This window comes from Streptomyces gottesmaniae (assembly GCF_031845845.1).
Lineage (GTDB): Bacteria > Actinomycetota > Actinomycetes > Streptomycetales > Streptomycetaceae > Streptomyces > Streptomyces akebiae.
In genome coordinates this window covers 64,727-86,136 of record NZ_JAVRFJ010000014.1, presented here as the reverse complement: position 1 = coordinate 86,136, position 21,410 = coordinate 64,727, and the positions used below count along the sequence as shown (strand labels likewise).

Here is a 21,410-nt window from a genome sequence, read left to right as displayed (position 1 = left end):
TCAGCCGTACGCCGCCACGAGGTCGTCGATCGCGGGTCCGAGGAACAGCCGGGTCAGCTCGGCCCGGTGCGGCACCGCCTCGCTCGGTCCGCCGTCCCGGCGCCGTGCGACGTCCGCGACCACCTCGGCGGGCGCGCCCAGCGTGGGCAGCAGGTCCAGGGCCTCGCGCTTGGAGATCAGGCGGCCGTCGCGCAGGGTGGCGGTGGCGCGGGCGAAGGTGAGCAGTCCGAGGTCGACCCAGACGTCCCGCTCCCAGAGGTCGGCCCTGTCCACCGCGGGGCGCCAGAACTCCTTCTGGTCGCGGACGACGAAGGCGTCCAGCTCGATGTCGGAGACGGGCGGCACCAGGGCCCCGGGCGGTTCGCCGTGCAGGACCAGGCCGAAGGTGTGCAGCTCGCGCCGGGTGACCGGGGTGACCGTCCGCCGGAGCAGGTGCTCGTGGGCCCATGTGAGGTGTCTGCGCTCGGCGTCGGCCGCCGTGGCCGGCGTCAGATAGGTGCAGTGCAGCAGGGCGGCGAGGGGGTGGTGGCGCAGCCGGGCGTGCAGCCGTCCGGCCGTCCACGCGGTGCGGGCGGTGACCGGGCCGTCCAGGACGGCGATCAGGTCCAGATCGCTGCGGCCCTGACGGTAGTCGCCCCCGCCGAGGGAGCCGTGGGCCCAGACGGCGAGCGGGGCGAGTGCGCGGAGTTCGTCGAGGAAGCGGCCGAGCAGAGCCGCCGTGCCGGTGGCGGGGCCGGGTAAGCCGGCGGTCGCGTCGCTGCGTGTCATGCGCCCAGTCTGTACAGCCCGCCCGGACGCCGTACACCCGACGGCTCACTCCAGCCCGTACACCCGTCGCGCGTTGTCGGCCGCGATCAGTCCCGCCACGCGCTGGGCGTCCGCCAGGGACCAGGCGCCCTCCGCCACCCACGTCCCGAGCACTCGCGCCAGCGCCTCGCGGAACAGCCGGGCCCCGACCACGTGCAGCTCGGGCAGACCGCGGGCGCCGCTGGAGAAGAGGAGCTTGCCGAAGGGGGCGAGTTCCAGGATCTCGGCGAGTACGGCGGTGGCCCGGGCGCCGGTGCGGACCAGTTCGGCGCCCAGGTCGGCGTAGACGTGCGGGAAGACGACGGCGAGGTGGGCGGCGTGGCGGTGGTAGGGGTAGCCGTGCAGCAGGATCAGGTCGGTGCCCAGGCCCGCCGTGGCGCGGGCGAAGTCGGCGAGCAGGACGGGGTCGGTGGCGTCGATCCGCAGGCCCGGTTCGCCGAGGCCCGCGTGGAGTTGCAGGGGGCGGCCCGAGGCGACGGCGATCCACAGCAGATGGCGCAGGAGGACCGGGTCGGTGAGCGACCCGCCGACCGGCCGGTGGGCGAGCCAGCGCCCCACCGCGCCGCGCACCTCCCCGGGGCCGGGTGGCTCGGGTGCGAACGCCAGGCCGTGCCGTACGCCCGCGACCGACGCGAAGGCGACGGCGTTCGCGGCGGCGGCGTGCACGGACTCGGCGAGATTGGCCAGGAACGACTCGACGGTGCCGGAGGTGTCGGCGACCTGTTCGGCGAGGAGTTCGAGGCGGACGATCTCGTGGGCGTCCGCGTCGCCGGTGGAGGCCATCTCGCGCGGGCCGGTGAGGTCGCCCGGCAGTCCCGTGTCGACGAGGTAGGTGGTGACGCCGCTGCCGCGCAGGAGTCTGCGGCCGGCTTCGAGGACACCCAGTTCGCGGCGCCGGGCGAGGTAGCGGGCCGGTGAGCAGTGCGGTTCCAGGCCCAGCAGGGGCGGGCACCAGCGGCGTACGGCGAAGCCCGTCTGGGTGTCGAAGAAGGTGGTGCCGGGGGCCGGTGGGCCCTCGCTGCGGGCGAGATGGGCCTCGAAGGTGCCGAGGCCCAGCTCCGTGCGCAGTACGCCGTGGCAGTACTGGTCCACGAGGGACGGCGTGTCGATCATCGGGCTCCCCGAGGCTGGACCTGTGAACTCCCACAGGTCCTAACGGGTGAGCCGGGCTCAGGTGTTGCTGTTGCTGGGGCCGCCGACCTGGATTCCGGCCATCCGGGACCACTCGTACGGGCCGGTCCGCACCTTGGCGGCGAACTCGCCGTCGAAGTCCTCGTGGACGGTGACGCCGGCCTTCTGTACGGCCTGCTCGGCGATGGCGTGGGTGGGAGCCACGAGGTCGCCCCAGCCGCCGTCCTCGCCGACCAGGACGATCCGCGCTCCGAGCTGGCCGATGTAGGCGACCTGGGCCTCGGCTCCGCGGTGCGCCGCCGCGAAGGAGCGGATCTGCTTGGCCAGCTTGGCCGCCTTGCGGTCGGCCTTCGCGGTGGCCTTGGCGTCCTTGGCCTCGTCTGCCTGCTTGGTGTCTGCCATGGGCAGGATGCTACCGATGGGTATGCGCCGGGGCGACGGGCGGGGTGAGTGGGGTTGACCACTCACCCCCGCGCGTGCGACGGGCGCGCCTCAGCGCAGGAAGGGGTCCACCGCGACGGCCACGAACAGCAGGGAGACGTACGTGATCGACCAGTGGAAGAGGCGCATCTCCTTCAGCTTGCCGCCGGTCGCGCCGCTCTTCGCCCGGGTCTGCAGGGCGTGGGCCTCCCAGAGCCACCAGCCGCCGGTCACCAGGGCGACCGCCGTGTAGAACCAGCCCGTGTAGCCGAGGGGGGTGAGGAGGAGGGAGACCGCGACCATCACCCAGCTGTAGAGGACGATCTGGCGGGCCACGACCCTGTTGGAGGCGATGACCGGGAGCATCGGGACGCCGACGCGGGCGTAGTCGTCCTTCACCTTCATGGAGAGGGGCCAGTAGTGCGGCGGCGTCCAGAAGAAGATGACGAGGAAGAGGATGACCGCGGCCCACGACATCGAGTTCGTCACCGCGGACCAGCCGATGAGGACCGGCATGCAGCCGGCGATGCCGCCCCAGACGATGTTCTGCGACGTACGCCGTTTGAGGATCATCGTGTAGACGACGACGTAGAAGAGGAGAGCCCCGAGCGACAGCCAGGCGGACAGCCAGTTGACGAGGAGGCCGAACCAGGCGGTGGAGACGACCGCGAGGGTGATGCCGAAGACCAGACCCTCACGAGGGGTGACCATCCCGGTGACCAGCGGACGCTGGGAGGTGCGCTCCATGAGGGCGTCGATGTCGCGGTCGATGTACATGTTGAGCGCGTTGGCGCCGCCCGCCGAGAGGTAGCCACCGACGCAGGTGGCGAGCACCAGCCAGAGGTCCGGGACGCCCTGCTCCGCGAGGAACATCACCGGAACGGTGGTGATCAGCAGCAGTTCGATGATCCGCGGCTTCGTCAGCGCCACGAACGCCTTGACTCGGGCCCCGATCGGCCGCTGACCCCGGCTGCTGCTCGTGTTGCTCGCGCCCAGCACTCCCGGTGGACGGGATTCGACGGCCGTCACGCACACCCCTGACAGAGACTCCCAGCAAGCCTCCGGATGTGAACTCCCCGTGACGGCTCGCGCGTACCACGCCACTGTAGACGTTGCCCAGAGCGAGCCTTTCAAGGGGGTGGGGTCGTGTTGGTAGGCGCCCGGTGGGGAGCCGAACACACTTCGGTTGAGCAGCCGGATGAGCGGCTCCGTATTCAGATGTCGAACAGCGGAACCCCCTGGTCTCACCATGCGGAACACGGGTCGGGAGGCGGACCGGATCCAGTCCCGTCAGTCTGGAATGACTCGAAAAAATGCGCGTTCCTACGGGGGTAGGCTCGACAACGGCCGGTGCCGTGAAGAACACCGGCACGAGACATGTGGAGAGGAGCCCTGACCCAGGGTGAGCACCAAGCCGACCACTACAGACCTCGCGTGGACCGAATTGGACCAGCGGGCCGTCGACACCGCCCGGATCCTGGCCGCCGACGCCGTCCAGAAGGTCGGCAACGGCCATCCGGGCACGGCGATGAGCCTCGCGCCCGCCGCGTACACGCTCTTCCAGAAGGTGATGCGCCACGACCCCGCCGACCCGGACTGGGTGGGCCGTGACCGGTTCGTCCTGTCCGCCGGCCACTCCTCCCTGACCCTCTACATCCAGCTGTACCTGGGCGGTTTCGGCCTGGAGCTGGCGGATCTGGAGGCCTTCCGCACCTGGGGCTCCCGGACCCCCGGCCACCCCGAGTACGGACACACCAAGGGTGTGGAGACGACGACCGGCCCGCTCGGCCAGGGTGTCGCCAACGCCGTGGGCATGGCGATGGCCGCGCGCTACGAGCGCGGTCTGTTCGACCCGGAGGCCGCCGTCGGCGAGTCGCCGTTCGACCACCACGTGTTCGTGATCGCCGGTGACGGCTGCCTCCAGGAGGGCATCTCCGCCGAGGCCTCGTCGCTCGCGGGTCACCAGAAGCTCGGCAACCTCGTGCTGCTGTGGGACGACAACCACATCTCCATCGAGGGTGACACCGAGACGGCCGTCTCCGAGGACGTCACCAAGCGGTACGAGGCCTACGGCTGGCACGTGCAGCGGGTGGAGCCCAAGGAGAACGGCGACCTCGACCCGGCCGCGCTGTTCGCGGCGATCGAGGCCGCGAAGGCCGTCACCGACCGGCCGTCGTTCATCGCGATGCGTTCGATCATCGCCTGGCCCGCCCCGAACGCGCAGAACACCGAGGCCGCGCACGGCTCGGCGCTCGGCGCGGACGAGGTCGCCGCCACCAAGCGGGTCCTCGGCTTCGACCCGGAGAAGAGCTTCGAGGTCGCCGACGAGGTCCTCGCGCACACGCGTGCCCTCGGCGAGCGCGGCCGTGAGGCCCGTGCCGTCTGGGAGAAGCAGCTGCAGGAGTGGCGTGACGGCAACGCCGAGCGCGCCGCCGAGTTCGACCGGATCAGCGCGGGCGAGCTGCCCGAGGGCTGGGAGTCGCACCTGCCGGAGTTCGAGACGGGCAAGGGTGTCGCGACGCGTGCCGCGTCCGGCAAGGTCCTCCAGGCGCTGGGCGCGGTGATCCCCGAGCTGTGGGGCGGCTCCGCCGACCTCGCCGGGTCGAACAACACCACGATCGACAAGACCAGTTCGTTCCTGCCGGCGGACAACCCGCTGCCGGAGGCGAACCCGTACGGCCGGACCATCCACTTCGGCATCCGTGAGCACTCCATGGCCGCGGAGATGAACGGCATCGCGCTGCACGGCAACACCCGGATCTACGGCGGCACGTTCCTCGTCTTCTCCGACTACATGCGCAACGCCGTGCGGCTGTCCGCGCTGATGCACCTGCCGGTGACGTACGTGTGGACGCACGACTCGATCGGTCTGGGCGAGGACGGTCCCACCCACCAGCCGGTCGAGCACCTCGCCTCGCTGCGCGCGATCCCCGGCCTGAACGTGGTCCGCCCGGCCGACGCCAACGAGACGGCGATCGCCTGGCGCGAGATCCTCAAGCGCTGGACCAAGGAGTTCGGCAAGGGCGCCCCGCACGGTCTGGCGCTGACCCGCCAGGGCGTGCCGACGTACGAAGCCAACGAGGACGCCGCCAAGGGCGGTTACGTCCTGTTCGACGCCGACGGCGGGGAGGCTCAGGTCATCCTGATCGCCACCGGCTCCGAGGTGCACGTGGCCGTGGAGGCCCGGGAGCAGCTGCAGGCGCGGGGGGTGCCCACGCGGGTGGTGTCCATGCCGTCCGTGGAGTGGTTCGAGGAGCAGGACCAGGGGTACCGGGACAGCGTTCTGCCGCCGTCCGTCAAGGCGCGTGTCGCGGTCGAGGCCGGGATCGGGCTGACCTGGCACCGGTACGTCGGCGACGCCGGTCGCATCGTTTCGCTGGAGCACTTCGGCGCTTCGGCCGACGGCAAGGTCCTCTTCCGCGAGTTCGGCTTCACTGCCGAGAACGTGGCCGCGGTCGCGCAGGAATCCCTGGCCGCCGCTCAGCGCTGACGCTTACACACGACACGTAGGAGATGTAATTCCATGACAGACGCACTCAAGCGCCTCTCCGAGGAAGGCGTGGCGATCTGGCTGGACGACCTGTCGCGCAAGCGCATCACGTCCGGCAACCTCGCCGAGCTGCTCGACCAGCAGCACGTCGTGGGCGTCACCACCAACCCGTCGATCTTCCAGAAGGCGATCAGCAGCGGTGACGGCTACGAGCAGCAGGTCTCCGACCTCGCCGCCCGCAAGGTCACCGTCGAAGAGGCCATCCGCATGATCACGACGGCGGACGTCCGCGACGCCGCCGACATCCTGCGCCCGGTCTTCGACGCGACCGGTGGCCAGGACGGCCGGGTCTCCATCGAGGTCGACCCCCGTCTCGCGCACAACACCAAGGCGACGGTCGCCGAGGCCAAGCAGCTGGCGTGGCTGGTGGACCGCCCGAACACCCTGATCAAGATCCCGGCGACGATGGGCGGCCTGCCGGCCATCACCGAGGTCATCGGCCTCGGCATCAGCGTCAACGTGACGCTGATCTTCTCGCTGGAGCGCTACCGCCAGGTCATGGACGCCTACCTGGCCGGTCTGGAGAAGGCCAAGGAGCGCGGCCTGGACCTCTCCAAGATCCACTCGGTGGCGTCCTTCTTCGTGTCCCGCGTGGACACCGAGATCGACAAGCGCCTCGACGCGCTCGGCACCGACGAGGCCAAGGCCGCCCGCGGCAAGGCCGGTGTCGCCAACGCGCGCCTCGCGTACCAGGCGTACGAGGAGGTCTTCTCCGACGGCCGCTGGGCGGCCCTGGAGAGCGCGGGCGCCAACAAGCAGCGTCCGCTGTGGGCCTCGACCGGCGTCAAGGACCCCGCGTACAAGAGCACGCTGTACGTGGACGAGCTGGTCGCGCCCAACACGGTGAACACCATGCCGGAGGCCACGCTGGAGGCCACCGCGGCGAGCGGTGAGATCCGCGGCAACGCGATCGCCGGGACCTACGAGCAGTCGCGTGCCGAGCTGGACGCGGTCGAGAAGCTCGGGATCTCCTACGACGAGGTCGTGCAGCTGCTGGAGGACGAGGGCGTCGAGAAGTTCGAGGCGTCCTGGAACGACCTCCTCAAGTCGACCGAGGCGGAGCTCCAGCGCCTCGCACCCTCGGAGGGCTGAACACCTTGGCACCTCTACCCGTCGCCGGAGCGAATCCGCTTCGTGACGCCGCAGACCGACGGCTCCCGCGCATCGCGGGGCCGTCGGGCCTGGTGATCTTCGGTGTCACTGGCGATTTGTCACGCAAAAAGCTGATGCCTGCCGTGTACGACCTCGCCAACCGCGGACTGCTGCCGCCGGGCTTCTCGCTCGTCGGCTTCGCGCGCCGGGAGTGGGCGAACGAGGACTTCGCGCAGGAGGTGCACGACGCGGTCAAGGAGCACGCGCGGACCCCCTTCCGCGAGGAGGTCTGGCAGCAGCTCATCCAGGGCATGCGGTTCGTCCAGGGCACCTTCGACGACGACGAGTCCTTCGAGCGGCTGCGCGACACCATCGAGGAGCTGGACAAGGCACAGGGCACGGGCGGCAACTTCGCCTTCTACCTCTCCGTGCCGCCGTCCGCGTTCCCGGTCGTCATCCAGCAGCTGAGGAAGCACGGACTGGCCGACCAGAGCAGCGGGTCCTGGCGGCGGGCGGTCATCGAGAAGCCGTTCGGGCACAACCTGGAGTCCGCCGAGGACCTCAACAAGGTCGTCCACGAGGTCTTCGCCCCGGACCAGGTCTTCCGCATCGACCACTACCTGGGCAAGGAGACGGTCCAGAACATCCTGGCGCTCCGCTTCGCCAACACGATGTTCGAGCCGATCTGGAACCGCTCCTTCGTCGACCACGTGCAGATCACGATGGCCGAGGACATCGGCATCGGCGGCCGGGCCGGCTACTACGACGGCATCGGCGCCGCCCGTGACGTCATCCAGAACCACCTGCTGCAGCTGATGGCGCTGACCGCGATGGAGGAGCCCGCCTCCTTCGACGCGGACGCGCTCGCCGCCGAGAAGACCAAGGTGCTCGGCGCGGTGAGGCTGCCGAAGGACCTGGGCCGGGACACCGTGTTCGCGCAGTACGCGGCCGGCTGGCAGGGCGGCGAGAAGGTCATCGGCTACCTCGAAGAGGACGGCATCGACCGCAAGTCGAAGACCGACACCTACGCGGCGATCAAGGTCGAGGTCGACAACCGCCGCTGGGCGGGGGTCCCTTTCTATCTGCGGACGGGCAAGCGCCTCGGCCGCCGGGTGACGGAGATCGCGGTCGTCTTCCAGCGCGCCCCGCACTCCCCCTTCGACTCCACCGCCACCGAGGAACTGGGCCAGAACGCGATCGTCATCCGCGTCCAGCCCGACGAGGGCGTCACGGTCCGCTTCGGCTCCAAGGTGCCCGGCACGTCGATGGAGATCCGGGACGTCTCGATGGACTTCGCGTACGGCGAGTCCTTCACGGAGTCCTCGCCCGAGGCGTACGAGCGTCTGATCCTCGACGTCCTCCTGGGCGACTCGAATCTCTTCCCGCGCACCGAGGAGGTCGAGCTGTCCTGGAAGATCCTCGACCCGATCGAGGAGTTCTGGGACAAGCACGGCAGGCCCGCGCAGTACCAGGCGGGCACGTGGGGTCCCGTCGAGGCGGACGAGATGCTGCAGCGAGACGGACGGAGCTGGCGCCGGCCATGAAGACGGACCTCACGGACACCACGGCCAGCAAGATCAACAAGGCGCTGGTGAAAGCCCGCCGGGCGATAGGCACCCCGGCGGTCGGCATGGTGCTCACGCTGGTCATCGTGACGGACGAGGAGAACGCGTACGACGCGCTCAAGTCCGCCAACGACGCCTCCCGCGAGCACCCCTCGCGCACGATCGTGGTGATCAAGCGCGTCTCCCGCTCCCCGCGCGACCGTACGAAGTCCCGCCTCGACGCCGAGGTACGGGTGGGCGCGGACGCGGGCACCGGCGAGACGGTCGTGCTGCGGCTCTACGGCGAGGTCGCGGACCACGCCCAGTCGGTGGTGCTTCCGCTGCTGCTGCCGGACGCTCCGGTGGTGGTGTGGTGGCCGGTGAACGCGCCGCTCGACCCGGCCCGTGACCCGCTGGGCGCGCTCGCCCAGCGTCGGGTCACCGACAGCTACGCGGCCGAGAAGCCGATCGACGAGCTGCGGACCCGCGCGGACAACTACGAGCCCGGCGACACGGATCTGGCCTGGACCCGGATCACCCCGTGGCGCTCCATGCTGGCCGCCGCGCTCGACCAGGTGGACTGCGAGGTCATCTCCGCGGAGGTGCAGGGCGAGCAGTACAACCCGAGCGTGGAACTGCTGGCCATGTGGCTGGCGGACCGGCTCCATGTGCACGTACGGCGTGGGGTGTCGGCCGGGCCCGGCCTCAACGAGGTGCGGATGCTGACCAGCACCGGCCCCATCCGGCTCTACCGGCCGACCGGCGGACTGGCACTGCTCACGCTGGAGGACCAGCCGGACCGCGCGGTGGCGTTGAAGCGCCGCGAGACGTCCGAGCTGCTGGCGGAGGAACTGCGCAGGCTCGACCCCGACGACACGTACGCCTCGGCGCTGCGGTTCGGGGTGGATCGGCTGGGCGGCGGGCTGAGCGGTGCGCCGGGCAGCGCGCTGTCGGCGGCGACCGCCGCGGGGGCCGGGTCCGCGGGCACCGGGTCGGTGGCCTCGTCCGGTGCGCCGGGGGACGCCTCCGCCTCGCCCGGTGCGCCGGGGAGCGCGTCGGCGTCCGTTCCGGGTGCCGTTTCGGGCTCAGGTCCGGGGCTCGGCGCGGCCGTCGCGTCGGCCGCCTCCGCGGCGCGGGCGGCCGCGGCGTTGCCTCCGGCGGCTCCGTCCGCTCCGTCGGGGACGCCGGGTTCCACGGGTTCGGCCGGGTCGGGCGCCTCCACGGGGTCGGCCGACGACGGTGACTCCGAGCGGCCGACCCCGGCGCAGATGCCGCCCGTGAAGAAGACGACGTCATGAGCACACCGCAGTTGGTCGTGCACCACGACAAGGAGCTGATGGCGCAGGCCGCGGCGGCCCGGCTGATCACCAAGATCGTGGACGCGCAGGCCTCGCGCGGCTACGCCTCGGTCGTCCTCACGGGTGGCCGCAACGGCAACGGGCTGCTCGCCGCGCTGGCGGCGGCGCCCGCCCGGGACGCGATCGACTGGGGCCGGCTGGATCTGTGGTGGGGCGACGAGCGGTTCCTGCCCGAGGGCGACGCCGAGCGCAATGTCACCCAGGCCCGCGAGGCACTGCTGGACTCGGTGCCGCTGGACCCGAAGCGGGTGCACGCCATGCCCGCCTCGGACGGGCCGTGGGGTGCCGATGTGGACGCGGCGGCCGCCTCGTACGCGGAGGAGCTGGCGCGGGCGGCGGGACCGGAGAACCACGGTGCGGTGCCCACGTTCGACGTGCTGATGCTGGGGGTCGGGCCGGACACCCATGTCGCCTCGCTCTTCCCCGAGTTGCCTGCCGTACGGGAGACCGAGCGGACGGTCGTGGGGGTGCGTGGGGCGCCGAAGCCGCCGCCGACGCGGGTCACCCTGACGTTGCCGGCGATTCGGGCGGCGCGTGAGGTGTGGTTGCTCGCGGCCGGGGAGGACAAGGCGGGGGCGGCGGCCATCGCGTTGTCCGGTGCCGGGGAGATCCAGGCCCCGGCGGCTGGGGCTGCCGGAAGGTCGCGGACCTTGTGGCTGCTGGACGCGGCTGCGGCGTCGCGGCTGCCGCGCTCGTTGTATCCGCCGGCGTCGCCGTGAACGACGTTCCCCGCGCCCCTCTTCAGGGGCGCGGGGAACCGCGCGAACGGGGTCCGGGGCGAACCCCGGGTCCGTGACCGTGCGTCGAAGGGGCACGCGGCCCCGTGGACGGAACGGGCGGGTGGAGGCGGCGGCGAGGAGACTCAGGCGGTGAAGTCGTCCTCCCGCGTTTCCGGCAGCGCCCACAGGCACAGCAGGCTGACCAGGCACAGCCCGCCCGTGTAGAACCCCAGCACCAACGGCGACGACCACTGGCTGTTCAGCCACGTCGCCACGAGCGGAGCGAACCCGCCGCCGAGCGTATTGGCCAGGATGAACGCCGCCGACGCCCCGGTGTAGCGCAGCCTCGCCGGGAACAGCTCCGCGAGGAACGCCGCCACCGGCGAGAACATCAGGGCGAGCAGCACGAGGCCCACCGTGTACGCGCCGGTGATGACGTACCCGTTGCCCGTGCTGAGCGAGCCGTACATCGGCACGGCCCAGACCACGCACCCGACCGCGCCCGTCAGCATCAGCGGACGGCGACCGACCCGGTCCGCCAGCCTGGCGACGGGCAGGGTGACCGCGATGCCGGCGGCCGCCCCCACACTCGCCGCCGTGAGCATCGTGTTCTGTGGGATGCCGAGCGACTTCGGCCCGTAGGACAGGCTGTAGACGATCGTCAGGTAGTAGACGGCGGATCCGCCGATCGCCGCGCCGGTGCCGAGCAGCAGTCGGCCGGGGTAGCGCGCGACGAGCGTGCCGAGCGGGAAGCGCGACACCGGCGACGCCGGGGACACCTGGGACGTCCCCGCCGAGGGCGGGTCCTGGAAGACCGGCGACTCCGACACCGTCGACCGCACCCACAGCCCGACCATCACCAGCACCGCGCTGAGCAGGAACGGCACCCGCCAGGCCCAGTCGGTGAAGCCGTCGCGGCCCACGATGTTCAGGGTCGGGAGGATGACGGCGGTGGAGAGCAGGAACCCGAGGGAGGGGCCGATGTTCGGGACGGCGGCGTACAGGGCCCGCCGGCCGGGCGGGGCGTGCTCGGCGGCCAGCAGGACCGCGCCGCCCCACTCGCCGCCCATGCTGACGCCCTGCAGCAGACGGAGGGTCACCAGGAGGACGGGGGCGAGGAGTCCGGCGGTCTCGTAGGTCGGGAGCAGCCCGACGCCGACGGTCGCGAGGCCCATGAGCAGGAGGGAGGCGACCAGGGCGCGTCGCCGGCCCAGCCGGTCGCCGATCGTGCCGAAGAGCACGACGCCGAGGGGGCGGGACAGGAAGGCCGCGGCGAAGGTGAGGAACGCGGCGAGGGAGGAGACGGTCGGGTTGCCGGAGGGGAAGAACGCGGGGCCGAGGACGAGCGCGGAGGCCGTGCCGTAGACCGCGAAGTCGTAGTACTCGATGGTCGTGCCGATGAGGCTGGCGGCGGCGACCTTGGGCGCCTTGCTGGTCCCGGCCGACGGGGAGACCGGTAAGGAGGCGGGTCTGGGATCGGTGGCCTCGGCGACGGTTCTGGACGGGGATTCGGGCATGGGGGGCTCACTTCCGGTACGCCCGGACACGAATGGTCCGGGCCCAGAGGGGGACGGCCACGCATGAAACACGAACCGGAGTGTGGCTGTCACCCTAGGCCGGGAAATTCGAATCCCACAAGGAACCCTCGAGAAAAGGAACCGCCCGCCGACTTCGTCGAATTTTTTCGAAGGAGTAATACGCGTCGATTACGCAGGACAACGACATTCAAAACATGTGATCCCGCTATGCGTGCGGACAGGTCGCCCAAATCTGCCGCGAACACCACCCCTGGGGCCCCGTCAACCCTGGGGATCCTGTCAAGTCTCTGTCAATATTCATGCGTCGGCCCGCATAAAAATTTGCCGACGGTCACGCCTTGCCAACTGCCGATCACGCACGGAATGCTGACGCCCGGCTGAACTTGAAACTTCTACGACCATCGTTTTTCGGACATGGATCGGAAGGCGCTTTTCCCATGCTGAAAAGTGGCAAGCCATTACGTTGGAGAAGACTTTCCCTGGTCGGCGACGACCGGCATTTGCTGATACCGCTCGACCACAGCGTTTCGGACGGTCCGGTCGCTCCTCCGGGTCGGTGGGAAGAGTTGTTGAAGGCGTTGGTGGCCGGCGGTGCCGACGGGATCATCGTCCACAAGGGGCGGGCCCGCACGCTCGATCCGGCCCTCCTGCGGAACTGCGCACTGGTGGTGCACCTGAGCGCCAGCACGGCCTGCTCCGCCGATGTCGACGCCAAAGTGCTGGTCGGCGACGTGGAGGAGGCAGTGGGCCTCGGCGCCGACGCGGTCAGCGTCCATGTGAACATCGGCTCGGACACCGAGGGGCGCCAGCTCGCCGACCTCGGCGCGGTGGCCCGCTCCTGCGACATCTGGGGCATGCCGCTGATCGCGATGGTCTACCCGCGAGGCCCCCGGATCGAGAACCCGCACGATCCCGCGCTCCTCGCGCACATCGTGAACGTCGCCGCCGACCTGGGCGCCGACATGGTGAAGACCTCGGTGGCCCTGCCGCTCGACCGTATGGCCGAGGTGGTGGCCCACAGCCCCATCCCCGTCCTCGCGGCCGGCGGTCCGCCCGACGGCTCCGACCTCATCGAGTACGGCACCGCCGTGATGGCCGCGGGCTGCCGGGGACTGGCCGTCGGCCGCCGGATCTTCTCCTCCCCCTCCCCCGCCTCCCTGGTGTCCCGGCTCGCCACCGTGGTGCACGGCGACGGGGTCACTGATGACATGAGCATGACTACCCCTCCCCATTACTCGACGATCGTGGCAGGTGTCGCATGAGGTTCGCGTGGATCGATCTCCGTGAAGTCCCCCGTCCGCAGCTCCAGGCGGTGGTGGACGCGGCCGTCCACGCCCGGATGGCCGGGGTGGTCTCCGCCGACGCCGAGCTGTTGGGGACACTGCCGCCGACGGTGACCCGGGTACTGGTCGGCGGGGCCCCGGCCGCCGCTCCTCCGAAGAAGTCCGCCGACAAGGGCGACAGGGGCGACAAAGAGGCTGTGGTCGCGGCCGGGGGCAAGGCCGATGCCAAAGCCGAGGGCAAGGCCCCGGCCGGCGCCGGACCCGACCTGCTGCTGCGCAGGTTCACCACCCAGGACGAGCTGGAAGCCCTCGCCGCGGAGAACCGGGCCGGCGTCGACGCACCGGTCGCCGGCTTCGTCGACGTACGGGACGACCGCACCCTCCAGCTGTCGTGCGCGGGCGCGATGGCGCTGCCGTACACGGTGATCCACTTCGCCGATCCGACGAAGATCCCGCTGGAGATCGTGCTCGCGGCGGCGGAGTCGGCCGAGGGGAAGCTGGTGACCGTCGTCGGGGACCTGGAGGAGGCGGCCATCGTCTTCGACGTGCTCGAACGAGGGTCGGACGGCATCCTGTTCACGCCCCGCGGCGCGGACGACGTGTTCGCGCTGGCCCGGCTGCTGGAGGCGACCACCCCGCAGCTGGAGCTGTCCACGCTCACCGTCGAGAGCATCCGGCACGTCGGGCTCGGCGACCGGGTCTGCGTGGACACCTGCTCGCACTTCGAGGAGGACGAGGGCATCCTCGTCGGCTCGTACTCCTCCGGGTTCGTGCTCTGCTGCAGCGAGACCCACCCGCTGCCGTACATGCCGACCCGGCCGTTCCGGGTCAACGCCGGTGCCCTGCACTCGTACACGCTGGGCCCCGACAACCGCACCAACTACCTCAGCGAGGTCGGCTCCGGCAGCGCCCTGCTGGCGGTCGGCGCCGACGGCCGCACCCGGCGGGTGGTGGTCGGGCGGGCCAAGCTGGAGTCCCGGCCGCTGCTGGAGATCCGCACCCACGCGGAGGACGGGCGGCTGGTGAGCCTCACCGTGCAGGACGACTGGCATGTGCGGGTCCTCGGCCCCGGGGGCAAGGTCCTCAATGTCACCGAACTGCGGACCGGAGACGAGCTGCTCGGTTACCTGGCCCAGGACAAGCGCCATGTGGGCCTTCCCATCGGCGAGTTCTGCAAGGAGGTCTGAGACCTCATGGGCTCACTCGTGGCGGCCGCGGCGGGCGAGGACGGGATGAGCGTCCTGGTCCAGCGGCTGTTCGACGCGCGGGACGACGGCCTGCCCTATCTGACGCATCAGCGGGAGACCGTCACACGCGGGGAGTTACGGGAGCGGGTCGCCAAGCAGGCCGCCGTCTTCGCCGGTTACGACATCGGGCCCGGCAGCACGGTGGGGCTGCGGACGCCGCCCAGCTTCACCCAGGTCGAGGTCCTGCTCGCGCTGTGGCGGTTGGGCGCGCAGGTGATGCTCTTCGACTTCCGGCTGAAGCCCGCCGAGGTCGACGCGCTGTGCGCCGTCTGCAAGCCGCAGTTCATGGTCCGGGCCGGTGCCAACGTCCGGGCCGCGTTCGGCTTCCGGTCCGAGTACGAGGTCGCCACCGAGTGCCGCAGGGCGGGGCGGGCCGCCGAGGGCGGGCACCGGCTGGTCCAGTTCAGCTCGGGCTCGACCGGACGGCCCAAGGTGATCGGCCGGAGCGCCGGGTCGATCGCCGCAGAGGTCGAGGCGTTCGCGGCGGTCCCCGGGATGCCGGTCGAGGGAGACCGGTTGCTGCTGCTCAGCTCCACCGCGCACAGCTTCGGCCTGCTCGGCGGGCTGCTGCACGCGCTGGCGGCCGGGGTGTCCGTCGTCTTCGCGCCCCGGGTCTCGGCCCGCGACATCCTGCGGACCTCCCTCGACCACCGCATCACCACCCTGTTCGGCGTGCCGATGCACTACGAGCTGCTCGCGGCCGCCCTCGATCCGCCCGCGCTGCCCGCGCTGCGGACCGCCGTCTCCGGCGGCGAGCTGATGCCTCCCGAGGTCGCCGCGCGGTTCGCCGAGCGGTACGGCGTCACGGTCGGCGAGGCCTACGGCACCACCGAGACCGGCATCGTCGCCATCGACGTCGGCGGCACGCTCCGGCCCTCCGTCGGCCGGCCCGCACCGGGTGTGGTGGTCCGGGAGCACAAGGGCGAACTGGACGTCGCGCTCGCCGAGTCGCCGTACCTCTTCGACTCCGGCGGCACGCAGTACACCGACGGCTGGCTGCACACCCGGGACCGGGCCGCGCTCGCCGCCGACGGAACGGTCACCGTCGGCGGCCGTGCCGACTCCCTCGTCGTCATCGGCGGCCTCAAGGTCGACCTCACCGAGGTCGAGCACGTGCTGCGCGCGCACCCGGGAGTCGAGCAGGCGGTCCTGGTCCACGAGGACGTCACCGAGGCGTACGTGGCCGTCGCCGCCGGGGCCGAGAGCCCGTCGGCGGAGGAACTGCTGCGCTGGTGCCGGGAGCGGCTGGCCGACTACAAGCTGCCCCGGGTGATCCGGCTGATGGAGTCCCTGCCCCGCACGTCGAACGGGAAGCTGGTCCGCCAGGCGGCGACGCTCCAGGCGGCGGCGAGCGGCGCGTAGCGGCCAACCGGTCTCCCACCACCACCTTTCGCATGACCTTCTCACGACATTCCCCCATGGAGATGGCGATCATGAGCACGTCCACCCTGGACAACGAGATCCGCGAGTTCGTCCTGACCACGGTCATCGACGAGATGAACATCCTGCTCAGCCGCGACGGCATCACGGACGAGAGCCCGGTGACCGTCGGCGGGCTGGAGCTGGACTCCCTGAGCCTGATCGAACTGACGCTGCGCCTGGAGTCGCGGTTCGGTGTGGAGATCCCGGACACCGACATCGAGCCGTTGGCCTCGCTGACCCTCGGCGGGCTCGTCGCCGAGGTCGTCGGGCGCGGGGCGAAGGCATGAGCGCGGAGACCTCCGCACCGTCCGTCACGGAAGCCGCCGCGCAGGACGGCGCCCCTCCGACCGTCCTCACCACGGGGCTCGTGCGGGAGCTGCTGTCCGACCGCAAGATCTTCCCCGGCGTCCCGGACGACCTCGACGAGGACGCCGAACTGGTCCTGGACTCCCTGGGCCTGGTGTGGCTGCTGCATGTGGTGGAGGAGCGGTACGGCGTGGTCGTGGAGCCCGGCGACGAGGACATCGCGGGTCTGACCTCGCTGCGGCGGCTCACGGAGTTCCTGGGCGCGGCCGGCGCGCCGGGGGCGGTGGAGGGGGGTGAGCGCGTTGACCGGTGAGGTGACGGTGACCGGGTTCGGCGTGCGCACCGCCTTCGGCACCGGTGCGGACGCCCTGCGACGCGGTGTCTTCGCCGGTGTCCCCTCCTTCGCCCCCACCACCCGGTTCGACACCGGCCCCTACCGCACGCCGATGGCCGGCGCCGCCCCCGAGGGCCCCGACGCGATGGAGCACTGGGCGCTGCGCCCCGCCCTCGCGCGCTGCGGCGCGGAGGCCCTCGACATGGCCGGCCTGCCCAGGGGCACCGAGGCGGCGGTCCTGCTGGGTATCGCGGGCGACTGCACGAGCATCACGCGGTACTGGCGGGAGGCGGCGGCACCCGCGGCCGACGGGAACGGCGGCGGTGCGGGCCGGGGCACGCCCCGAGCCCGGGCGCTCGACGAGACCGACGCGGGCGACCGCCCCGACGCGGGGCACGCCCTCGCCGGCGACGGGCCGCCCGTCGGGGCGGCGGGGCTCGCCGCGGAACCGGCCGGCCCGGCGGCCGCCCGGCTCGCCGACGCCGTCCCCGCGTATCTCGCCGAGTCGCTGGCCGCGGGCCTCGGGCTGACCGGGCCCCGGCTCACCTTCACCAACGCCTGTGTGGCCTCCGCCGCCGCGATCATCCACGCCTGTCGACTGATCTCCTCCGGGCGGATCGATGTCGCGGTGTGCGCCGGCGGCTATCTCGTGGAGGAGGAGACGTTCGGGAAGTTCGACTCGGGGCGGGCGCTGTCGCGTGACGGCACGGTGCGGCCGTTCAGCGCGGACCGCACCGGGCTGCTGCTCGGCGACGGCGTCGCGGCGGTCGTGCTGGAGTCCGCCGAGCACGCGCGGCGGCGCGGGGCCCGGCCGCTGGCGGGTGTGGTCGGCTGGGGTGCGGCGACCGACGCCCACCACATCGCGCAGCCGCACCCGGACGGCGTCGGCCTGGCCCGCGCGACCCGGCAGGCGCTGCGGCTGGCCGGGGACCCCGACGGGTCGAGCCTCGGCTACGTCAACGCCCATGGCACCGGCACCAAGTACAACGACGGCGCCGAGACCCGGGGGCTGCGCGCCGCCCTCCGGGAGCGGGCCGGGGCGATCCCGGTCAGCTCCACCAAGAGCACCACCGGCCACCTCCTGGAGGCCGCCGGGGTCGTGGAGTTCGTGATCACGATGCTGGCGCTGACGGAGGGCGTGCTGCCGCCCACGGCCAACTTCACACGGGCGGACCCGGAGTGCGACCTGGACTACGTGCCGAACACGCCCCGACAGGCCGACCTCCGCCGGGCCCTCACCATCAACGCCGCCTTCGGGGGCGCCAACACCGCACTCGTGCTGGAGCGACCGTGACGACGACGGACAAGCACAGGAAAGCCACGTCGGCGAGGGGGGCCGAGACCCGCTCGGCGGGCACGAGCGAACCCACGTCGACGGGCGAGAGCGAACCCACGGCGGCCGGCGGAAGCGGACCCGCGTCGGCGAGCCGTGACGAGCCCGAGCCGGCCGGCAAGGTGACGCCGCGTGCGCCGCTCGCGGTCCTGGCCGGCGCCACCGCGACCCACGGCACCGGGCGGGACGGCGACATCCCGCTGCCGCGCCTGCCCGGGTTCGTGGAGTCGGCGTTCAGCCCGCTGGTGTACGAGGTCGCCGCGCGGTGTCTGACCGGGCGGCCCGGTGGGGGCACCTCCCGCTGCGAAGCCGAGAGCGGGGAAGGCTCCCGCACGGCCGTCGTGCTCGTGAGCCTGATGGGCGACACCACCACGGCCGACCTGGCGAGCCGGCGCGTGGTCTCGGGCCGGGTCCACAACCCGCTGCTGTTCATGCAGGCCACCGCCAACTCCGTGCTGGGGCACCTCAGCCGGGAGTTCGGGATCACCGGGCAGATGTTCAGCCTGTCGACCCTCGACGACCCGGTGACCGAACTGCTGGCCATGGCCGACCTCCTCCTGGAGGACCCGGAACTGGACCAGGTCCTGGTGGTGGGCGTGGAACTGGGCGGCGGCGAGCGATGGGCCGCCGTGCACCGGGAGCTGTCCGCCGGCAACGGCCGCGCGGTCCCGGACCTGCCCGCGTCCGCCGCCCTGGCGGCGGCCGTCCTGCTCGGCCGCCCGGATGCCGGCGCGGGCCCCGATGCCGGCGCGCATCCCGGTTCCGGCGCCCTCATGCCCATCCGCTCGCCGGAGACGTACGCAGGGGAGCGCTCGGCGGCTGCTCCGCACAACGGCAGCATCCAAGGCCTGTTCGACCTGGCCGCCGCCCACCGGCGGCTGTCCCGGGACGGGGAACGAGACGAGACGGAGAGCCATGCTCATCAGTAGGCAGGAGCGGGCGCGGATCTGCTCCGACACGGAACTCGGCGCCGGCAACGTCCTGCAGCGACTGCGCGCGTACGAACGACCGCTCGACGAACCGGTGTTGCACACCGACGGCACCTGGCGCGCACCGGACGGCAGCCGACCCGAGGTGCTCACGCTCGGACAGTTGTACGAGGTGGTCGAGGCCTACGCGGGCTGGTACGCGGCCCACGGTGTGCGCCCCCGCGACCCGGTGGCCATCCACTCCTTCTCCGCCGTCGAGTTCGCGGTGAACTTCCTGGCGCTGACGTCGATCGGAGCCGTGCCGTCGTTCGTCAACGGCAACCTCGCGCCGGAGATCGCCCGGGAGTACGTCCGCCGCCAGGGCGCGGTGGGCGCCTTCACGGACGCGGCGCACCGCGCGGTACTGGCCGGGGATGCGGGAGGGGCCGGGGGCGCGGAAGGCGCGGAGGGCGCGGGAGGCTCGGGGGGTGACGGCCTCGGGCTCGGTTTCCACCTCACCGCCGCCGACGTCCGCCCGGAGCACCGCGCGTCGCTTCCGGCGTCGTACCCCTACCGGCACGACCTCACCGACCCGGTGCTCATCTCCCACTCCTCCGGCACGACCGGCCTGCCGAAAGGGGTGCCGCACACCCATCGGACGCTGATGTACGCCCAGGTGCACCGGCTGCGGTTCTCCACCGGCGCCGACATGGAGCGCACGCTGGTGGGACTGCCGGGCGCGCACAACGCGATGGTGGCGACGCTGCTGTACTGCCTGCTGCTGCGCACGGACCTCAAGCTGCTCTCCAGCCAGCGCGGCACGGACGTGCTGGACGCGGTCGAGGACTTCCGGCCGACGACCGTGCTGGCCTTCGCCGGCACCTTCGGCGAGATGGCGGCGGAGGACCTGACGGCGCGCGATCTGTCCAGCGTGCAGGTGTGGTTCAACACGGGGGACGCGGCGCACGAGGCGCACATCCGGGCGCTCGTCCGGCACGGGACCCGGGTCGAGATCCGGCGCGACCTGAGCCGCGTCCGCGTCGAGGGGTCGGTCTTCGTGGACGGGCTCGGTTCGTCGGAGGCCGGCTACTCGGTCTTCCACAACCGGCACACCAAGGACACCTCCGCCTACTCCCGCTGCGTCGGCAAGCCGATCAGCTTCGCCGAGGCCGCCGTGCTCGCCGAGGACGGCACCCCGCTGCCGCCCGGACGGATCGGCCGTCTGGGCCTCAAGTCGCCCACGTTGACGCCCGGTTACTGGAACGACTCGCTGACCTGGAACCGGATGCGGCTCGGCGGCTACTGGCTCACCGGGGACCTCGCCCACCGGGACGAGGAGGGCAACTTCTACCACCTCGACCGGGCGCCGGACGCCATCCGCACCCCGGCGGGGATCGTCTTCAGCACCCGCACCGAGGAACTGCTCCTGGCCGCGCTGCCGGAGCTCGGCGACTGCACGGTGGTCGGGGTCGCCCCCGACGGCGTACGGGCGGACTGGGACGGCGACGGCGTGGCGGAGGCGTACGCGCTGCTCCAACTCGCCGACGGGAGCGGCGCCGACGAGGAGCGGAGCAGGACGGGAGTCGACGACGAGCGGAGCGGGCCCCGGGACGACGAGCAGCGGCCCGGGACGGAAGTCGACGAGGAGTGGACCGGGCGGGTCAACGCGGTGCTGACGGCCGCCGGGTTCCCGCCGGTGACCCGGGCCCTGCGGATGAGGCCCGATGACGTGGCCAAGGGCGCCACCGGCAAGGTTCTCAAACGAGTGATGCGCGACCGGTTCGCCGCCGACAGGGCTGACGCGGTCGCCGCCGAGGAGCAGCACGTATGAGCACGCACACCGACGCCGAGGGCGTCAACCACCGCGCCCGCGCCGGTGAGGCGTACCGGCTGTGGTGGCAGCACGACGCCAACTGGTACCAGGGGGTGGCCGCGCGGTTCGGGCAGGAGGTCGCGAACGAGATCAACGCGGAGGCGATGGGGAAGGTCGCCCTGCACGTCGGGCAGCGGGTCGCCCGGCTGCACGGCCCCCTCCCCGACACCGGCGACGGCCGCAAGGACCTGGAGGAGCTGCGCCGCCGTTACGACGACTGCGGTGACCGGATGTTCCCGCCGGAGCTGCGCAACGCCGCCACCGAGGTCGAGGACGACGACCTGATCGTCCTCACCCTCAAGCGGAACTTCGCGATCACCATGGTCCGGATGGCGGGTTCGCTGGAGGGCTACCGCTGCCCGTGCACCGCCGTCCACGCCGGCTGGTCCGAGGGGCTCGGCGTGACCCTCACGGAGAACAGGGCCGAGTCGTGCCTGCGCGACGGCGCCAAGGCGTGCCGTCTGCTCATCCGGGTCGCCCCGACCGCCGCAGCCACCACGCCCACCGCACCCACCGCTGTCGTCCCCGGTTCGGAGGGCTGAGCC

General features: G+C 71.9%; 19 protein-coding genes. 14 read left to right on the top strand and 5 right to left on the bottom strand.

All coding sequences use genetic code 11. From position 1 onward, the window contains the following. The 4 genes from RM704_RS17710 to RM704_RS17695 form a co-directional block, all read right to left on the bottom strand. Nucleotides 1-768, bottom strand: coding sequence for a nucleotidyltransferase domain-containing protein (locus tag RM704_RS17710; protein WP_033527165.1), 768 nt, complete (start codon nucleotides 766-768; stop codon nucleotides 1-3). Nucleotides 769-813: 45 nt separating this feature from the next. After that, a complete protein-coding gene (locus RM704_RS17705; protein ID WP_311590788.1) occupies nucleotides 814-1,920 on the bottom strand; it encodes an amidohydrolase family protein in 1,107 nt (368 codons plus the stop codon). Nucleotides 1,921-1,977: 57 nt separating this feature from the next. Beyond that, nucleotides 1,978-2,340, bottom strand: a complete 363-nt coding sequence (locus tag RM704_RS17700) for a hypothetical protein (RefSeq protein WP_033526600.1) — start codon at nucleotides 2,338-2,340, stop codon at nucleotides 1,978-1,980. A 90-nt stretch (nucleotides 2,341-2,430) separates the two neighbouring features. Further along, nucleotides 2,431-3,387: a heme o synthase gene (locus RM704_RS17695; protein WP_033526601.1), complete on the bottom strand. Its 957-nt coding sequence runs from the start codon at nucleotides 3,385-3,387 to the stop codon at nucleotides 2,431-2,433. A 373-nt stretch (nucleotides 3,388-3,760) separates the two neighbouring features. On the opposite strand from RM704_RS17695, the gene tkt reads away from it, so the two are divergent. The 5 genes from tkt to pgl are packed head-to-tail and all read left to right on the top strand — an operon-like array spanning nucleotide 3,761 to nucleotide 10,621. Next, on the top strand, nucleotides 3,761-5,848 hold the full coding sequence (gene tkt, locus RM704_RS17690) for a transketolase (RefSeq protein WP_033526602.1): 2,088 nt from the start codon (nucleotides 3,761-3,763) through the stop codon (nucleotides 5,846-5,848). A 33-nt stretch (nucleotides 5,849-5,881) separates the two neighbouring features. After that, entirely contained in the window at nucleotides 5,882-7,000 is a 1,119-nt protein-coding gene (gene tal, locus RM704_RS17685; protein WP_033526603.1) for a transaldolase, read from the top strand. Nucleotides 7,001-7,005: 5 nt separating this feature from the next. Continuing rightward, nucleotides 7,006-8,544 carry a glucose-6-phosphate dehydrogenase gene (gene zwf, locus RM704_RS17680; protein ID WP_033526604.1) on the top strand — a complete coding sequence of 513 codons (1,539 nt, stop codon included), beginning with the start codon at nucleotides 7,006-7,008 and terminating at the stop codon, nucleotides 8,542-8,544. After that, complete coding sequence (opcA, locus tag RM704_RS17675; RefSeq protein ID WP_033526605.1) at nucleotides 8,541-9,842, top strand: glucose-6-phosphate dehydrogenase assembly protein OpcA; 1,302 nt, start codon at nucleotides 8,541-8,543, stop codon at nucleotides 9,840-9,842. The genes zwf and opcA overlap by 4 nt, the downstream gene beginning before the upstream one ends. Next, nucleotides 9,839-10,621, top strand: a complete 783-nt coding sequence (gene pgl, locus RM704_RS17670) for a 6-phosphogluconolactonase (RefSeq protein ID WP_033526606.1) — start codon at nucleotides 9,839-9,841, stop codon at nucleotides 10,619-10,621. Before opcA ends, pgl begins: the two co-directional genes overlap by 4 nt. A gap of 143 nt (nucleotides 10,622-10,764) precedes the next feature. On the opposite strand, the gene RM704_RS17665 is transcribed toward pgl, so the two are convergent. Further along, nucleotides 10,765-12,138, bottom strand: a complete 1,374-nt coding sequence (locus RM704_RS17665) for an MFS transporter (protein WP_033526607.1) — start codon at nucleotides 12,136-12,138, stop codon at nucleotides 10,765-10,767. 458 nt (nucleotides 12,139-12,596) lie between these two features. On the opposite strand from RM704_RS17665, the gene RM704_RS17660 reads away from it, so the two are divergent. From RM704_RS17660 to RM704_RS17620, 9 genes are all read left to right on the top strand, one after another. Beyond that, entirely contained in the window at nucleotides 12,597-13,421 is an 825-nt protein-coding gene (locus RM704_RS17660; RefSeq protein ID WP_192829623.1) for a 2-amino-3,7-dideoxy-D-threo-hept-6-ulosonate synthase, read from the top strand. Continuing rightward, nucleotides 13,418-14,629: a 3-dehydroquinate synthase II family protein gene (locus RM704_RS17655; RefSeq protein ID WP_033526609.1), complete on the top strand. Its 1,212-nt coding sequence runs from the start codon at nucleotides 13,418-13,420 to the stop codon at nucleotides 14,627-14,629. Before RM704_RS17660 ends, RM704_RS17655 begins: the two co-directional genes overlap by 4 nt. 6 nt (nucleotides 14,630-14,635) lie before the next feature. Next, nucleotides 14,636-16,051, top strand: a complete 1,416-nt coding sequence (locus tag RM704_RS17650; protein WP_033526610.1) for a class I adenylate-forming enzyme family protein — start codon at nucleotides 14,636-14,638, stop codon at nucleotides 16,049-16,051. Nucleotides 16,052-16,113: 62 nt separating this feature from the next. Next, complete coding sequence (locus tag RM704_RS17645; protein WP_177261679.1) at nucleotides 16,114-16,398, top strand: acyl carrier protein; 285 nt, start codon at nucleotides 16,114-16,116, stop codon at nucleotides 16,396-16,398. Next, the gene (locus RM704_RS17640) at nucleotides 16,395-16,730 is read left to right on the top strand and encodes an acyl carrier protein (protein ID WP_033526612.1); all 336 of its coding nucleotides are present in this window, start codon (nucleotides 16,395-16,397) and stop codon (nucleotides 16,728-16,730) included. The genes RM704_RS17645 and RM704_RS17640 overlap by 4 nt, the downstream gene beginning before the upstream one ends. Continuing rightward, a complete protein-coding gene (locus RM704_RS17635) occupies nucleotides 16,720-18,045 on the top strand; it encodes a beta-ketoacyl-[acyl-carrier-protein] synthase family protein (protein ID WP_033526661.1) in 1,326 nt (441 codons plus the stop codon). The genes RM704_RS17640 and RM704_RS17635 overlap by 11 nt, the downstream gene beginning before the upstream one ends. Beyond that, nucleotides 18,042-19,013 carry a hypothetical protein gene (locus tag RM704_RS17630; RefSeq protein WP_311590785.1) on the top strand — a complete coding sequence of 324 codons (972 nt, stop codon included), beginning with the start codon at nucleotides 18,042-18,044 and terminating at the stop codon, nucleotides 19,011-19,013. Before RM704_RS17635 ends, RM704_RS17630 begins: the two co-directional genes overlap by 4 nt. Continuing rightward, on the top strand, nucleotides 19,000-20,823 hold the full coding sequence (avaA6, locus tag RM704_RS17625; RefSeq protein WP_033526613.1) for a 3-aminoavenalumate diazotase: 1,824 nt from the start codon (nucleotides 19,000-19,002) through the stop codon (nucleotides 20,821-20,823). The genes RM704_RS17630 and avaA6 overlap by 14 nt, the downstream gene beginning before the upstream one ends. Continuing rightward, a complete protein-coding gene (locus RM704_RS17620) occupies nucleotides 20,820-21,407 on the top strand; it encodes a hypothetical protein (RefSeq protein ID WP_052145961.1) in 588 nt (195 codons plus the stop codon). The genes avaA6 and RM704_RS17620 overlap by 4 nt, the downstream gene beginning before the upstream one ends. Nucleotides 21,408-21,410: the final 3 nt, after the last annotated feature.

Bases quoted from the DNA above. Each gene is read 5' to 3' on its own strand.
- RM704_RS17640 (WP_033526612.1), top strand. From the start codon at position 16,395: ATGAGCGCGGAGACCTCCGCACCGTCCGTCACGGAAGCCGCCGCGCAG.
- RM704_RS17650 (WP_033526610.1), top strand. From the start codon at position 14,636: ATGGGCTCACTCGTGGCGGCCGCGGCGGGCGAGGACGGGATGAGCGTC.
- RM704_RS17660 (WP_192829623.1), top strand. From the start codon at position 12,597: ATGCTGAAAAGTGGCAAGCCATTACGTTGGAGAAGACTTTCCCTGGTC.
- tal (WP_033526603.1), top strand. From the start codon at position 5,882: ATGACAGACGCACTCAAGCGCCTCTCCGAGGAAGGCGTGGCGATCTGG.
- RM704_RS17655 (WP_033526609.1), top strand. From the start codon at position 13,418: ATGAGGTTCGCGTGGATCGATCTCCGTGAAGTCCCCCGTCCGCAGCTC.
- pgl (WP_033526606.1), top strand. From the start codon at position 9,839: ATGAGCACACCGCAGTTGGTCGTGCACCACGACAAGGAGCTGATGGCG.
- RM704_RS17705 (WP_311590788.1), bottom strand. From the start codon at position 1,920: ATGATCGACACGCCGTCCCTCGTGGACCAGTACTGCCACGGCGTACTG.
- RM704_RS17700 (WP_033526600.1), bottom strand. From the start codon at position 2,340: ATGGCAGACACCAAGCAGGCAGACGAGGCCAAGGACGCCAAGGCCACC.
- RM704_RS17665 (WP_033526607.1), bottom strand. From the start codon at position 12,138: ATGCCCGAATCCCCGTCCAGAACCGTCGCCGAGGCCACCGATCCCAGA.
- avaA6 (WP_033526613.1), top strand. From the start codon at position 19,000: ATGCTCATCAGTAGGCAGGAGCGGGCGCGGATCTGCTCCGACACGGAA.
- RM704_RS17710 (WP_033527165.1), bottom strand. From the start codon at position 768: ATGACACGCAGCGACGCGACCGCCGGCTTACCCGGCCCCGCCACCGGC.
- RM704_RS17620 (WP_052145961.1), top strand. From the start codon at position 20,820: ATGAGCACGCACACCGACGCCGAGGGCGTCAACCACCGCGCCCGCGCC.
- opcA (WP_033526605.1), top strand. From the start codon at position 8,541: ATGAAGACGGACCTCACGGACACCACGGCCAGCAAGATCAACAAGGCG.
- RM704_RS17645 (WP_177261679.1), top strand. From the start codon at position 16,114: ATGGCGATCATGAGCACGTCCACCCTGGACAACGAGATCCGCGAGTTC.